The organism is Corynebacterium alimapuense (assembly GCF_003716585.1).
Lineage (GTDB): Bacteria > Actinomycetota > Actinomycetes > Mycobacteriales > Mycobacteriaceae > Corynebacterium > Corynebacterium alimapuense.
The window spans coordinates 117,287-130,952 of the sequence record NZ_PTJO01000005.1 but is presented as its reverse complement, the minus strand read 5'-3'; the positions used below and the strand labels follow the sequence as shown (position 1 = coordinate 130,952).

Annotated in this window: 11 protein-coding genes; 8 read left to right on the top strand and 3 right to left on the bottom strand. The window is 59.1% G+C overall.

Features of this window, described 5'->3' with window-relative positions; translation table 11 throughout:
* Positions 1-159: 159 nt before the first annotated feature.
* Entirely contained in the window at positions 160-2,364 is a 2,205-nt protein-coding gene (glgB, locus tag C5L39_RS07695; RefSeq protein ID WP_123048318.1) for a 1,4-alpha-glucan branching protein GlgB, read from the bottom strand.
* Between the two features lie 115 nt (positions 2,365-2,479).
* Positions 2,480-4,510 (bottom strand): maltotransferase domain-containing protein, encoded by a 2,031-nt coding sequence (locus C5L39_RS07690; RefSeq protein WP_123048317.1) that lies wholly within the window; start codon positions 4,508-4,510, stop codon positions 2,480-2,482.
* A gap of 113 nt (positions 4,511-4,623) precedes the next feature.
* Here C5L39_RS07690 and C5L39_RS07685 point away from each other — a divergent pair, with 113 nt between their 5' ends.
* From C5L39_RS07685 to C5L39_RS07660, 6 genes are all read left to right on the top strand, one after another.
* The gene (locus C5L39_RS07685; protein ID WP_123048316.1) at positions 4,624-5,460 is read left to right on the top strand and encodes an ABC transporter ATP-binding protein; all 837 of its coding nucleotides are present in this window, start codon (positions 4,624-4,626) and stop codon (positions 5,458-5,460) included.
* Positions 5,461-5,522: 62 nt separating this feature from the next.
* Positions 5,523-6,326 carry an NUDIX hydrolase gene (locus C5L39_RS07680; protein WP_123048315.1) on the top strand — a complete coding sequence of 268 codons (804 nt, stop codon included), beginning with the start codon at positions 5,523-5,525 and terminating at the stop codon, positions 6,324-6,326.
* Between the two features lies 1 nt (position 6,327).
* Positions 6,328-7,482 (top strand): THUMP-like domain-containing protein, encoded by a 1,155-nt coding sequence (locus tag C5L39_RS07675; protein ID WP_123048314.1) that lies wholly within the window; start codon positions 6,328-6,330, stop codon positions 7,480-7,482.
* 82 nt (positions 7,483-7,564) lie between these two features.
* The gene (locus C5L39_RS07670; protein WP_123048313.1) at positions 7,565-8,353 is read left to right on the top strand and encodes an electron transfer flavoprotein subunit beta/FixA family protein; all 789 of its coding nucleotides are present in this window, start codon (positions 7,565-7,567) and stop codon (positions 8,351-8,353) included.
* Positions 8,354-8,395: 42 nt separating this feature from the next.
* Positions 8,396-9,346, top strand: a complete 951-nt coding sequence (locus C5L39_RS07665; RefSeq protein ID WP_123048312.1) for an electron transfer flavoprotein subunit alpha/FixB family protein — start codon at positions 8,396-8,398, stop codon at positions 9,344-9,346.
* Complete coding sequence (locus C5L39_RS07660; RefSeq protein WP_123048311.1) at positions 9,346-10,473, top strand: cysteine desulfurase family protein; 1,128 nt, start codon at positions 9,346-9,348, stop codon at positions 10,471-10,473. Before C5L39_RS07665 ends, C5L39_RS07660 begins: the two co-directional genes overlap by 1 nt.
* A 73-nt stretch (positions 10,474-10,546) precedes the next feature.
* Here C5L39_RS07660 and C5L39_RS07655 read toward each other — a convergent pair whose 3' ends face one another.
* A complete protein-coding gene (locus tag C5L39_RS07655) occupies positions 10,547-11,392 on the bottom strand; it encodes a spermidine synthase (protein WP_123048310.1) in 846 nt (281 codons plus the stop codon).
* Between the two features lie 188 nt (positions 11,393-11,580).
* Here C5L39_RS07655 and mnmA point away from each other — a divergent pair, with 188 nt between their 5' ends.
* The gene (mnmA, locus tag C5L39_RS07650) at positions 11,581-12,666 is read left to right on the top strand and encodes a tRNA 2-thiouridine(34) synthase MnmA (protein ID WP_123048309.1); all 1,086 of its coding nucleotides are present in this window, start codon (positions 11,581-11,583) and stop codon (positions 12,664-12,666) included.
* The gene (locus C5L39_RS07645; RefSeq protein ID WP_123048308.1) at positions 12,663-13,658 is read left to right on the top strand and encodes a uroporphyrinogen decarboxylase/cobalamine-independent methonine synthase family protein; all 996 of its coding nucleotides are present in this window, start codon (positions 12,663-12,665) and stop codon (positions 13,656-13,658) included. Before mnmA ends, C5L39_RS07645 begins: the two co-directional genes overlap by 4 nt.
* The last annotated feature ends 8 nt before the right edge of the window (positions 13,659-13,666 follow it).

Genomic DNA, 13,666 nt, shown 5'->3' with positions numbered 1-13,666 from the left:
AAATCCTCTCGCCTGCGTTCCGTGGGCGATATTTTTCTGGTTAGCTAAGCAAAAACCTCCCCCGCTGGAGCTCTCGCATTCTATCTGCGAGAGCTCCAGCGGGGGAGCAAGCTCATTGTCCCCAGCCTGATCACATGAGGACAACGCTAGATCACAGAGCTAGCCGATCCAGCGGTACCACTGCACAGAGTTGGCCGGGATGTGCAGGTTCAGGGACTGATCGAAGCCATCCCAACCGATATCTGCGGTAGCTACGGTGGCATCAAGCTCAGTACCCGATCCTGCGTAGCGGTGACTATCGGTGTTGAGCACCAATTCCCATTGGCCAGCTCGGGGGCTACCCATGGTGTAGTTGGCATGAGTGGAACCCGAGAGGTTGGCCACCGCTAGAACTGCCGAGCCGTCATTGCCCCAGCGAACATAAGCCAAGAGGTTTTCGGTGGCGGCGTCGCCCTTGATCCACTGGAAACCGGAAGAATCGAAATCCTGGGTGTAGAGCGCGGGGTGGGATCGGTAAACATAGTGGAGATCTTTAACTAGATTTTGGATGCCGGTGTGGAACTCATGGCCCCAACCTTCCAGGTTGGACCAATCAATGGAGTAGGCCTCATTCCATTCCCCGGTCTGGCCAAATTCCTGGCCCATAAATAGCAGGTTCTTGCCCGGGTGGGAGAACATGTAGCCGTAGAGGGCGCGCAGGCCAGCGGCCTTGTTCCAATCATCACCTGGCATACGTCCCCAGAGGGAGCCCTTGCCGTGGACGACTTCATCATGGGAGAAGGGTAAGACGAACTTCTCGGAGTAGGCGTAGATCATGGAGAAAGTGACCTCACCGTGGTGGTACTCGCGGTGGATCGGATCCAGCTTGAAATACTCCAGCGTGTCGTTCATCCAGCCCATGTTCCACTTGAGCGAGAAGCCCAAACCACCATCCTGGGTAGGTGCAGTCACGCCAGGCCAAGAGGTGGACTCCTCGGCGATGGTCAGGACACCGGAGTAGGCGTTGTGAACGGTGGCATTCATCTCCTGGAGGAACTGCACCGCCTCGAGGTTCTCGCGCCCACCATACTGATTAGGCTCCCACTCGCCCTCCTCGCGGGAGTAATCAAGGTAGAGCATTGAGGCGACGGCATCGACACGCAGGCCGTCAATATGGAACTCCTCGATCCAGTACAAAGCGTTAGCAACGAGGAAGTTGCGGACCTCGTGGCGACCGAAGTCGAAGACATAGGTGCCCCAGTCCTTCTGCTCACCGCGGCGCCAATCGGGATGCTCGTAGAGCGCGGGGCCGTCGAAACGCGCCAGAGCCCAATCATCCTTGGGGAAGTGGGCGGGTACCCAGTCAACGATCACGCCGATGCCACGAAGGTGGAAGGCCTCGATCAGCGCACGCAGCTCGTCCGGGCTGCCCCAGCGAGCAGTGGGGGCGTAGTAGCCGGAGATCTGGTAGCCCCAGGATCCGCCGAAGGGGTGCTCGGCCACCGGCATCAGCTCGACGTGAGTGAAGCCCTGCTCAGCAACGTAGTCGACCAGTTCTGTGGTCAGCTCCTTGTAGCCATGATCGACTTTCCACGAGCCGAGGTGAACCTCGTAGACCGACATGGGCTCGGTATCGATATTGCTGCCAGCACGGGCAGCAATCCACTCACCGTCTTGCCAGTCATAGCGGGAGTCAACGATCACCGAGGCGGTCTCTGGGGGAGCTTGAGTCGCCTTAGCTAGGGGATCAGCCTTGTCGCGGCGATGCCCCTCGGGGGTTTGGATGGCGAACTTATAAGCTTCACCGGCACCCACGCCGGGGATGAATACTTCCCAGACTCCGGAAGATCCCAGGGAGCGCATTGGGTACTGAGAGGCATTCCAACCGCAGAAGTCGCCCACCACGGCAACACCGGAGGCATTGGGTGCCCAGACAGCGAAGGCGGTACCGGTGACAGATCCGAGGACGGTGTCATAGGCATGGACATTGGCGCCAAGGACTTCCCAGAGGCGCTCATGGCGGCCTTCACTGACCAAGTGCAGATCGAGGCTGCCCAAGGTAGGCAAGAAATGATAAGGATCTGCGTCCAAGGTGCTGGCGCCACTGGGCCAGGTCACGCGCAGGCGGTAACCGGGGGAATAGACATCCGAGAGTCCAAGAACCCAGATATCATCGCCGATCGGGTGAGCCTCGAGCTCCTCATTGTGGATCAACACCTCGACCTTGCTCGCCCCGATCTGGCGGGTGCGGATGACCGAACCTCCTTCGACCGCATGCCAGCCATAGAAGTCATGGGGCGCGTGGTGTTGGCAATTACGCAGGCGCTCCAAGTCCTGGCCGGGGATGAGAAGGTTCTGGTCGATGCCGTCAGGGGCGTCGTTCATGGTTAGTCCTCACAAGTGGAAAGTACAATCCGTCAGAGAGCAGGAAAAAACCCACCCATCACACCATTGACGGTACCTGAGTGTGATGGGTGGGTGCGGGAAGTTTGGTGTGTGATTATGCCCGGTAATCTGTGATCTCGCGCCAAGCGATTGCTTCTCGACGCTCGATGGGTACCTCAGGCAGGACCAAGACGTGTGCAACATCGCCCCAAGGCATCAAACGAACGAAATTGCGCTCGCCCCAGGTCCATACCTCATCCGAGATTGCATCGTGGACCTGCAGATTCGTTCCGGCCGGCTGACCAAGGGCAGCGAAGTTGAGGGTGACAGTAGCCTCTTGGGCATTACGCGGATCCAAGTTGATGACCACGAGCACGGTATTGCCGGTGATGGGATCAACCTTGGAGTAGGCCAAGATCTGGTCATTATCGACCTCATGGAAGCTGAGATTGCGCAGCTGCTGAAGAGCAGGATTGTCTCGGCGGACCTTATTCAGCAGCGCCAAGTAAGGCTCCAAGGAGTCTCCGGAAGCTACTGCGGCTGCGAAATCGCGTGGGCGCAGCTCGTACTTTTCTGAGTTGAGGTATTCCTCTGAGCCCGGTGCATCTGCCTCATGCTCGTAGAGCTCATAGCCGGAGTACACACCCCACAGTGGCGACATGGTCGCTGCCAAAGTCGCGCGGATGGCGAACATTGCTCGGCCACCAACTTGGAGCGACTCGTGGAGAATATCGGGAGTATTGACGAACAAGTTCGGTCGGGCGATATCCGCAGAGTCGCGGATATCGGTAGCGAACTCCGTCAGTTCCTTCTTCGTGATCTTCCAGGTGAAGTAGGAGTAAGACTGGCTGAAACCAACCTTAGCCAGGCCATAGAGACGTGCCGGACGGGTGAACGCTTCGGCGAGGAAAATGACATCCGGGTCGGTCTCGTGGATTCGGGCGATGAGCCATTCCCAGAAATTCGCGGGCTTGGTGTGCGGGTTATCCACGCGGAAGGTCCGAACACCCAGATCCGTCCAGTACTTGACTACCCGGTAGACCTCTTCGTAGATCGCCTTCGGGTTGTTGTCGAAGTTCAGTGGGTAGATGTCTTGGTACTTCTTCGGCGGGTTTTCTGCGTAGGCGATGGTGCCATCAGCCAGCTCAGTAAAGAAGTCACGGTGCTCAGTTGCCCAGGGGTGATCGGGAGCTGCCTGGAGGGCCAAGTCGATGGCAATCTCCAAGTCCAATTCCTTCGCCCGGGCAAGCAAGGCTTGGAAATCTGCCTCGTTGCCCAGCTCTGGGTGGAAAGCGTCATGGCCGCCGAGTGCGGAGCCGATGGCCCACGGAGAGCCGACATCTTCCGGCTCCGGGGTCAAGGTGTTGTTGCGACCCTTGCGGTTGACCTCGCCGACCGGATGGATCGGGGGGAAATAGACGGTGTCAAAGCCCATGGCGGCGACTCGGTCTAGCGCCTGTGCAGTGGTGGCAAAAGTGCCGTGGACCGGCTTGCCTTCTGCATCCCAGCCGCCGGTGGATCGGGGAAAGAGCTCGTACCAAGAGTTGACCAAGGCGTCGCGTCGCTCGACCTTGACCTGGAACTGCGGCCCTTGCTCGAGCATTTCCCGCAGCGGGTAGCGGCTAAGGATCTCAGTGACCTCGGCAGATAACGCTGGGGCGAGGCGTCCATCGACGTCTGCCGGATCCAGCGACTCACCGCGCAGTGCAGCAGCAGCGGCGCTGAGGCTAGCGGAGACCTCGGCGGGAGCGATCGCGCGAGCCCGCTCAAAGAGCTCGACGCCGTGGGCGAGATCATTGGCCAGTTCTTCTACGCTCTGGCCAGCAGCGCGTTTCTTGGTTACTGCATTGGTCCAGGTGGCGAATACATCTGACCAGGCATCAACCCGGAAAGTCCATACACCGGCGGTATCGGGAACGAAGACGGCGTGAACTCGGTCCTGGTCTAGTTCTTCCGGCGTCATCCGGATAGCGATTGCTTCCTCAGCTCCGGGGCCGGTGACCATTAATGATGCTGCGATTGCGTCGTGGCCTTCACGCCATGCCAGCGCCGATACCGGAACAACCTCGCCGATCACTGCCTTGGCTGGATAGCGGCCTCCAGTTATCTGAGGGCGGATATCGTCAATTCCGAGTCGACCGGTCATTAGGTCTCACCTTCCACAGTATGGGCTCTCTAGTCCTCCCGAATCCTAGTCGAGCTGTGTCACTTTCACCGGGGACTGAGAGAATCGGACACAATGGGGGAGTGACTGAACATATGGATGAGATCAATCAGGACCTGCTGGTCGATTTTCAGGACGTGACTTTTCGGCGCGGTGGACAAAACCTCGTCGGTCCGGTGTCCTGGCAGGTTGAATTAGACGAGCGCTGGGTCATTATCGGCCCCAATGGTGCAGGCAAGACCACCCTTATCCGGATGGCTGCCGCCGAGGAATTCCCTTCCTCTGGTACTGCCCATGTGATGGGCGAGCGCCTGGGAAAAACCGATATGCGGGATCTGCGTTCGATGATTGGGGTGTCTTCCGCAGCTCTAGGAAACCGCATCCCGCCCCGAGAGAAAGTTGGAGACCTAGTCGTCTCGGCCGGTTATGCAGTTTTGGGCAGGTGGCGGGAGGAATACGAAGAGGTTGATTTCGAGCAAGCTCATGAAATCCTTGAGCAGGTCGGCGCCTATCACCTCATGGATCGTGAGTGGGGCACGCTCTCAGAAGGTGAGCGAAAGCGAGTTTTGATCGCCAGGGCTTTGATGACGAACCCGGAGCTGTTGATTCTTGATGAGCCCGGCGCGGGAATGGACCTTGGTGGGCGAGAGGACTTGGTGGGCTATCTTAGTGATCTGGCCATGGATGCAGATGCTCCTGCGATCGTGATGATTACTCACCACGTGGAAGAGATTCCTTCCGGGTTTACTCACGCTCTGCTGCTCGATGAGGGCGAAGTAGTTGCCCAAGGGCTCATTGATTCTGTGCTCAACAGCGAGAATCTCTCCCGAGCGTTCCATCAACCCATTGAGGTTTCTCGGATCGGCGATCGCTACTTCGCACATCGAGTGCGTCGGGGTGGCAATCACCGACGCGGATCACATCTAGACTAAAAAGATAGATCCAACACTTTTTCGGACAGCGAACGAGTTTTTTAAAGGAGGCGAGCGGGCATATGCCCTTACCTGGAGCGCCCTTAGGGCATGGACAAGCCCGCCTGTCGACCACGGTCATTCTTGTTCGAGATCATGCGGAAACCTTGCAAGTGTGGGCTCAAGAACGAGTCTCGACGATGCGTAACTATCCGGGGATGACGGTCTTTCCTGGTGGCGGCGTCGATCGCCGCGATTGTCCCACGGGGCAGTGGGACCCAGCAGCGCTGTGGACTGGAGCGCCACTCCAAGAGATGTCAGATCGCCTGGAAATGACCGATGAGCAGACTCATGCTGTCGTTTTTGCGGCAGTCAGGGAGTTGTTTGAAGAAACCGGCATTCTCTTGGCAGTCCATGAAGACGGCTCCAGCATCGAGGATGTTTCGCCCTATCAGCAGGACCGCGAGGACTTGATCTCCCACCGCATTTCCTTGACTGACATGTTGAGTAACCGTGGGCTGCGGGTGCGATCGGATCTATTGCATCCCTGGGCTAGATGGGTCGGCGGCTGGCGTGAACATCACTGGTTCGACACCGTCTCCTTTTTGGCAGTCACCCCGCCCGGTCAAGGCCCAGATGGAGATACCTCAGAGGCAGATGATGCCGGTTGGTTTACTCCCGCACTGCTGCTGGAGGGATGGAAACATGGCTTAGTGAGATTGGCCATTCCTACCTGGGCGCAGATGCGCTTCCTGGCTCAGTTTTCTACTAGCGCTGATGCTATTGCCGCGGCTTCGGCAGCTGATCTGACTCCAGTCGTAGGCGATCCTATCGATGATCCGCGCTACCAGGAGTACTTCACTGCTCGGCCGATCGATCGGATCTGAGATGTCTTTCACTCTTGATGAAGTGGGATTTCTTTCCACTCATGCAGACGAGATCGTCAATGCCACCGCAGAGCTGAGTTTTAAACCGACAACCGTGCTCGCCGATGCCACTGCCTTGCGCGGCATCTTCGGTGAACATGGTCGCGCCGTCGCTGAACTAGCCCGAGCCAGGCAGTCAGCTCGTGGCAAAGTGCCTGACTCTTGGCTTGTTGACGTAGATTCTGCGCAGCAAGCTACCCCGGCTCGGGTGGCTGATCTGCGTGCACAACGCCTGCTGGACCATCTTGGGCAAGACGCGCTGATCCATGACGTAACGTGCTCAGTGGGGACAGAGGGGGCGTCGATAAGCGCCGCAGGGATGGCTTATCTAGGCAGTGACCTTGACCGAGTGCGTCTAGCCATGGCGCGCCACAACCTCGGCAACCGTGCTTGGCTGGCGCAAGCCGATGCGCTTGAGCCCATCAGTAGCGGGGCACAAGCAATCGTCGCTGATCCGGCGCGCCGGGCAGGTGGGCGCAGAATCGTGCACCCCGACCAATTGCTGCCGCCACTGCCGGACCTACTGAAAGCCTGGGCAGGGAAGGAACTAGCCGTCAAGTGCGCACCAGGGCTGGATTTTTCCGAATGGGATGGTCTAGTGAGCTTGGTCAGCGTCGACGGTGGGGTCAAAGAAGCTTGTCTTTACACACCTGGCCTCAGTGAAGGAGCATCCCGGGAGGCTGCGATGATCACCGGCGAGAAGATCGATCGCATCACTGACGCTGGTCCGGATGACGTAACAGCAGCAGCACCGGGCACTTGGATTATTGACCCCGATGGTGCAGTAGTACGCGCTGGACTGGTGCGCCATTACGCACACCGGGAGGGGCTGTGGATGCTAGACGAACGCATCGCCTACCTCACCGGGGATCGGATTCCGCAGGGTCGAAGCGGGTTTAGATTCATCGAGCAGGTACCACTGAAGAAGCTGCGCCCAGCACTGCACGCTCACGGTGCCGGCAGTCTAGAAATCTTGGTTCGCGGGGTGGACATTGACCCCGATGCGCTGCGGAAAAAGCTCCGGCTAGCGGGGGATAGGCCGATGGCGGTGGTCTGCACCAGAATCGGACGTCAGGGTGTTGCGCTGATCTGTAGCGCCCGCGAGTTTTCCGAGTGAGGTTTGCCTTACCGCCGGTGTGGAACCCTAGCGTAGACTGTCGGATCACACCGAGTATCCCCGTCGAAAGGTCATAGCACCGATGCCCACGATCGTCGCGCTGGTCAAACATGTCCCGGACACCTGGTCCGCAAAGACACTAGAGCCAGACAACACTCTCGACCGCGTCAATGTCGATTCCGTGATCGATGAAGTCAACGAATACTCCATGGAACAAGCACTCCAGTTGAGGGATTCGCAGCCGGATGCCGGTTGGCGCGTCATCGCACTGACCGTCGGAGCCGCCGGAGCCGATGCCACCTTGCGCAAGGCATTGGCTATGGGCGCAGATGATGCGATCCACGTGCTCGATGATGCGCTGGCTGGCTCCGATGTCTTAGGCACCTCGTGGACGTTGACCAACGCGCTCAACCAGATCGAGGATGTGCAGATCATCATCACTGGTGGTGCTTCCTCCGATGGCGCCATGGGTGCGGTCCCGGGAATCCTGGCTGAATATCGCCAGATTCCGGCACTGACCAACCTCACCTCGGTTGAACTTTCCGGAACCATGCTCAGCGCAGTACGAGAGACCACCGAAGGCCGGCACGAGCTCAGTGCTTCCTTGCCCGCGATTGTCTCCGTGACTGATAAGGCAGCTAAGCCGCGCTTCCCCAACTTCAAGGGCCTCATGGCTGCCAAGAAGCACCAGATCACCGTGCTGGATCTCGCAGCTATTGGAGTAGCCCCAGCGCAGGTTGGCCTTGCGCATTCTGCGACTGCTGTTACTGCCGCTGCCCCGCGCCCGGCCCGAGTAGCTGGTGAAGTCATCCGTGGCGAGGATTCTGCCGGCCGCGTGGCCGAGTACCTCTCCGCTGAGAAGTTCCTCTAAATCCGGCCCGACCCGAAACCATTAGGGAGATCTACGACAGTTATGTCCACCGTTTATGTACTGGTCGAGCACGATGACGCCACCATCACCGATGTCACCAAAGAACTGATCACCGCTGCGCGTCCCCTCGGGGAGGTCACTGCAGTGGTCATCGCAGCGCCTGGAATCGCCGGAACGTTGGCTCCACAATTAGCCGAGGCTGGTGCCGAAGCCGTCATCGCCGCAGAAGCTGCCGATCTGGCTGACCGCCTGATTCTTCCGCAGGTTGATGCTCTTTCGATGCTCGCCGCTGCCACCCCAGGTCCAATCGTCGTTGCTGCTGGGCCCACTGGCAACGAAATCGCTGGCCGGCTAGCCGCCCGCTTGGCTTCTGGTGTGCTCTGCGATGTCGTCGGCATCAATGCCGACCGCACCGCCTCACAATCCGTCTTCGGCGACTCAATCCAGATCTCGGCGGCCGTCGGCGGGGCTAGCCCAATTTATAGCGTTCGTCCCGGCGCTATTGAGGCTGCTCCGGTCGCGGCCGCTGGTGCGCTTACTGCTTTCCCTCTGCCGGGTGCCACCACCAAAGATGTCACCGTCACTGGATTTGCCCCGGCTATCCGCGGCAACCGTCCGGAGCTCACTCAGGCCAAGGTCGTCATCGCCGGCGGACGAGGACTCGGTTCTGCCGAGGGCTTTGCACTGGCCGAGCAGCTTGCTGATGCTCTCGGCGGCGCTGTTGGCGCCACCCGCGACGCCGTGGATCTGGAGTACTACGACGGGGTTTATCAAATTGGCCAGACTGGCCAAACCGTTTCCCCGGATCTCTACATTGGGCTCGGAGTCTCGGGAGCGATCCAGCACACCTCCGGAATGCAGACCGCTCGTAAGATCATCGTGGTCAACAATGATGAGGATGCCCCGATCTTCCAGATCGCCGACCTCGGCGTCGTCGGAGATGTTTTCGAGGTTGTCCCCGCCTTGATCAACGAGATTAACGCGCAACGCTAATGTCACGCTTTCTCGACCACGCCGCCACCTCGCCCATGCGGCAGGTGGCGGTTGAGGCTTGGATTGAACATGCTGGAAAGCTCAACCCAGGCGGGCAATATTCCGCCGGGCGCAAGGCTCGCAGCGTGCTTGACGACGCCCGCGAACTCATCGCTTCCTTGCTCGGCGCTGACCCCGTCGAGGTCATCTTCACCGCCTCTGGGACCGAGTCGGATAACCTTGCCATCCGAGGCCTCTATGAGGCGGGGTCATCTAATCGAGTGATCTCGACTCCTGTTGAGCATCCGGCAGTTCTCGAAACTATCAAGTCTTTAGGCTTGATTGGGGCGGATATTGAGCTACTTCCAGTTGGTAGTGATGGGCGAGTCGATGACTATGAGCCACTAGCTAAACCAGCCGCATTAGCCACCTGCATGTGGGCCAATAACGAAACCGGCGCCATCATGCCGCTGCATGAAATCATCGAACGGGCTAGTGCTTCAGGCACTCCAGTCCACGTGGATGCCGTGCAAGCCGTCGGTCATCTACCGGTAGATTTCCACCAGTTGGGGGCCACCACCCTGGCCGCCAGCGCTCATAAATTCGGCGGTCCGAGAGGCTCCGGTTTATTGTTGGCGCGACGCTCTCCGGCACCCGCTGCAGTACTCCACGGTGGCGGCCAAGAAAGAGGCATCCGCCCGGGCACCATCGATGTGGCCGGTGCCGCAGCCACCGCCGCCGCACTAGCTGAGGCCGTCGGGGAGTTGGAAGCCGAACAGCTCCGGATCGCCCAACTTCGCGATGATTTACTCGCCGGGATTGTGGCCCAAGTCGATAACGTCCTAGTCCACACCACGCAGCCAGCCTTGCCCGGGCACCTTCATCTGTCCTTCCCCGGCGCGGAAGGCGATAGCTTGATCATGCTGCTAGACCATGCTGGCATCGAAGCTTCCACTGGCTCGGCTTGCGCTAGCGGGGTCAATCGCGCCAGTCATGTCCTCTTAGCCGCCGGGGTCAGCGAGCACGATGCTCGCGGGGCAGTGCGATTTACGCTCGGGCGAACGAGCACTCGAGCCGATGTGGACGCGGTGCTGGCGGTTATTGCTGAGGTAGCTACGCGGGCACGCTTGGCCGGGATGGCTGGCTAGCTCTTTTATCGAGAGTTGCTACCTAGCGAGACTTGGTACCTAGCGAGACTTGGCACCTAGCGAGACTTGGCACCTAGCGAGACTTGGCACCGGAAAAGAACTTCCGGGTCCACGCCTCATCCTTGTATTGGGCAGGCACCGCGCCCTTGAGCAACCGCCGGCTAATCGCACTGGCCTGGGGGCTGCCCTCGGCGGGAAGCTCACGATCAGAGCCAATGAGAATGATATTTCCGTAACGACGCCCCTTGAGCATCGGCGGATCTGCGATAACGGCCAGATGTTCAAAGACCTCCGCCATGCCGGCCAATTCAGCCTTCGCACCTTGGAGATCAGAATGGTCTCCGCAATTGGCTAAGTAGAGACCACCCGCGGCCAAGCTTGAATGCGCAGCACGGAAAAACGAGGCGGTGGTCAGATCTGGGGGAGTGACTGCCCCAGCGAAGACATCGCGGATGAGCACATCCCGGCTGCCAGCTAGGAAACTACGGGTAACCTCCCCGGCTTCACCGACGCGGATTTTTACCGTCGGGGAGCGCGGAATATCGAACCATTCCCGCACCAAAGTGGCTAGCTTGGCGTCGAGCTCGACGACGGTGTGCCGAGAATCGGGCCAGAGTTGAGCAAAATAGCGAGGCAGGGAACAAGCCGCGCCGCCCAAGTGCGTCACTCGTAGTGCCGCAGGATCGAAATGGGCATCAACAAAAGACTCCATGATCGCGGCAATCCAGCGCATATACTCAAAGTCCAGTTCCTCGGGCCGACCGATCTGGATATGCGAGGAAGGCACACCATTGATCATGAGGGTCCAAGCGTTGGGATAAAAGTCATCGGCCACCAGCTCCGCGGTACCGGTGGAAATCTCGAAAGTGCCAGCTTGAAGGCCAGCAACGGGTGCGGGGGAGGATTTTCGGCGTGCCATAATCCCTCGATCGTCTCATACCCTGGTACTACTGCTAGCGCTCAAGCCTGAGTACTGAGCTAGGCAGCAGGGAACCAGTATCAAAAAGCAGCTCGGATCAAGCAGCAGAAGATTCGTACTTGCCGGTGTAGACGATTACTCTGCGGTGTTGACTCTAAGGACAAGATATTTTTTAAGAAAGGGCGAACATGCGTGTACTCGCAGCGATGAGTGGCGGCGTCGATTCCTCGGTGGCAGCCTCCCGCATGGTCGAGGCCGGACATGAGGTCATCGGTGTCCACCTAGCGCTATCGCGGGATCCGCAGACAGTGCGTGAATCTTCGAGGGGCTGTTGCTCCTTGGAAGATTCAGCTGATGCGCGCCGGGTGTGCGACAAACTAGGGATTCCCTTCTATGTCTGGGATTTCTCTGAGCGCTTTCAGGCGGAGGTGATCGATGATTTCGTGGAATCCTATGCCATCGGCGAGACCCCGAATCCGTGCCTGCGCTGCAATGAGAAGATCAAGTTCGCAGCGCTGCTTGAGCGTGGCATCGCGCTAGGTTTCGATGCCGTGGCCACTGGCCACTACGCCACTCTCGATGCCGAAGGGCATATGCGTCGCTCGACTGATCCGGACAAGGACCAGTCCTATGTGCTTGGCGTGCTCACCCGCACGGAGCTGGAGCACTGCCTATTTCCGATTGGTGATACCCCGAAGCCACAGATTCGGGAAGAAGCCGCTCGGCATGGTTTTAGTACCGCATCCAAGCCGGATTCCTATGACATCTGCTTTATCCCCGATGGTGATACCCAGGCCTTCCTTGGCGCGCGTATTGGTTTGCGCCCAGGGATGGTCGTGGATCGCGATGGCACCGAGTTGAAAGAACATGATGGGGCTTTTAACTACACCATCGGCCAGCGCAAGGGGCTTGACCTGCGCAATCCTGCCAGCGATGGTCGCCCACGCTATGTTACCGATATTGATGCCACCACGGGCACAGTCACCGTTGGCCCGCGTTCAGCGTTATCGGTGGGCCTCATCCGGGCAGATCGGCTCAAGGTCTTGCACCCGGCGATGACTGGAGAATTCGAAGCCATCGTCCAGGTTCGCGCTCACGGTGGCATCGCTGAGTGCCGGGCGGTAGTCGAAGGGGAGTCGATGACCTTGACCCTGCATTCCCCACTCCAAGGCGTGGCCCGGGGTCAGGCGGCAGTGCTTTATCTTCCGGACCCAGATGGGCAGGGAGATATCGTCATCGGATCGGGAACCATCATTGATACGGAGTCCATGTGAGTGCTTTTGGTCTAGGCCCGCTGCCTGGCGGCTCGATTAAGCAGGCAGCTGATGTCATCCTCAGCGAGACTGGAGATCTCCCGCACCTTCCGCAGCTTCCAACGAGAGGATTAGGCGCCGATGCTGTTGGCGCTACTGCTGGATTATTGGAATCGATTGCACTTGATCGCGGGCCGCGCTCCTGGATTATGAGCGATCGTCCGCAGCTACTGACCCGGCGCGCATGGGACCAAATGGCTCGTGATCTTGATGAGTGCGAGGAGGCTTGGGGCACGTCCTTGGGAGCGTTGAAAATCCAGGTCACTGGCCCCTGGACGTTGGCGGCCTCAGTAGAGCTGGCCAGTGGTCATCGCGTGATTACTGATCGCGGGGCAGTGAGAGATCTCAGTGACGCCCTCATTGAGGGCACCAATGCTCATGCCCGCGAGGTGGCTAAGCGATTCGGCGCCGAAGTAGTCGTGCAGCTAGATGAACCTCTTCTCGCGGAGATCAACACTGGCAACCTCGTGGGGGCCAGTGATTTCAACCCGATTCGTCCAGTCAATGAGCGAGATTTAGCCGAGCGCTTAGAACACGTAGTCTCTGGCATTGAGCGCCCGCAAGTCCTGCTCAATCAGACCGGCTACGCCCCATTGTGGGAGGTAGCTACGCTCTCTGGCGCATCCACCACATTGTTGAACGTGGACAAAGTACGTGGCACCGCGCAATTAGATGGCTTCGGCCAGGCCGTGAGTGCGGGGGTTCGGATTGGTCTCGGCATCACCGATCCCACTGACCGCATCGATGCCCTGGGCGAGAGCCCACGCGCTAGGGCAGTGGAGGTAGCCAGATTCTGGGATGAACTTGGCCTAGACCGCCTGCTGCTCATCGATCGAGTCGATGTCCATCCTCGCGCTGGTATCAACCAGGGAACGCTTATCGACGCCGCGCATGCCTACCGCATGGCCGTCGCCGTGGAGTCCATGCTGCGCACCGATGCCGGAAACCTCTAACCCCGGAC

What these genes read in the sequence shown, in the direction of transcription:
- C5L39_RS07660 (WP_123048311.1), top strand. Translation starts at nt 9,346, where the DNA reads ATGTCACGCTTTCTCGACCACGCCGCCACCTCGCCCATGCGGCAGGTG.
- C5L39_RS07685 (WP_123048316.1), top strand. Translation starts at nt 4,624, where the DNA reads ATGGATGAGATCAATCAGGACCTGCTGGTCGATTTTCAGGACGTGACT.
- C5L39_RS07690 (WP_123048317.1), bottom strand. Translation starts at nt 4,510, where the DNA reads ATGACCGGTCGACTCGGAATTGACGATATCCGCCCTCAGATAACTGGA.
- C5L39_RS07665 (WP_123048312.1), top strand. Translation starts at nt 8,396, where the DNA reads ATGTCCACCGTTTATGTACTGGTCGAGCACGATGACGCCACCATCACC.
- C5L39_RS07680 (WP_123048315.1), top strand. Translation starts at nt 5,523, where the DNA reads ATGCCCTTACCTGGAGCGCCCTTAGGGCATGGACAAGCCCGCCTGTCG.
- mnmA (WP_123048309.1), top strand. Translation starts at nt 11,581, where the DNA reads ATGCGTGTACTCGCAGCGATGAGTGGCGGCGTCGATTCCTCGGTGGCA.
- glgB (WP_123048318.1), bottom strand. Translation starts at nt 2,364, where the DNA reads ATGAACGACGCCCCTGACGGCATCGACCAGAACCTTCTCATCCCCGGC.
- C5L39_RS07655 (WP_123048310.1), bottom strand. Translation starts at nt 11,392, where the DNA reads ATGGCACGCCGAAAATCCTCCCCCGCACCCGTTGCTGGCCTTCAAGCT.
- C5L39_RS07675 (WP_123048314.1), top strand. Translation starts at nt 6,328, where the DNA reads ATGTCTTTCACTCTTGATGAAGTGGGATTTCTTTCCACTCATGCAGAC.
- C5L39_RS07670 (WP_123048313.1), top strand. Translation starts at nt 7,565, where the DNA reads ATGCCCACGATCGTCGCGCTGGTCAAACATGTCCCGGACACCTGGTCC.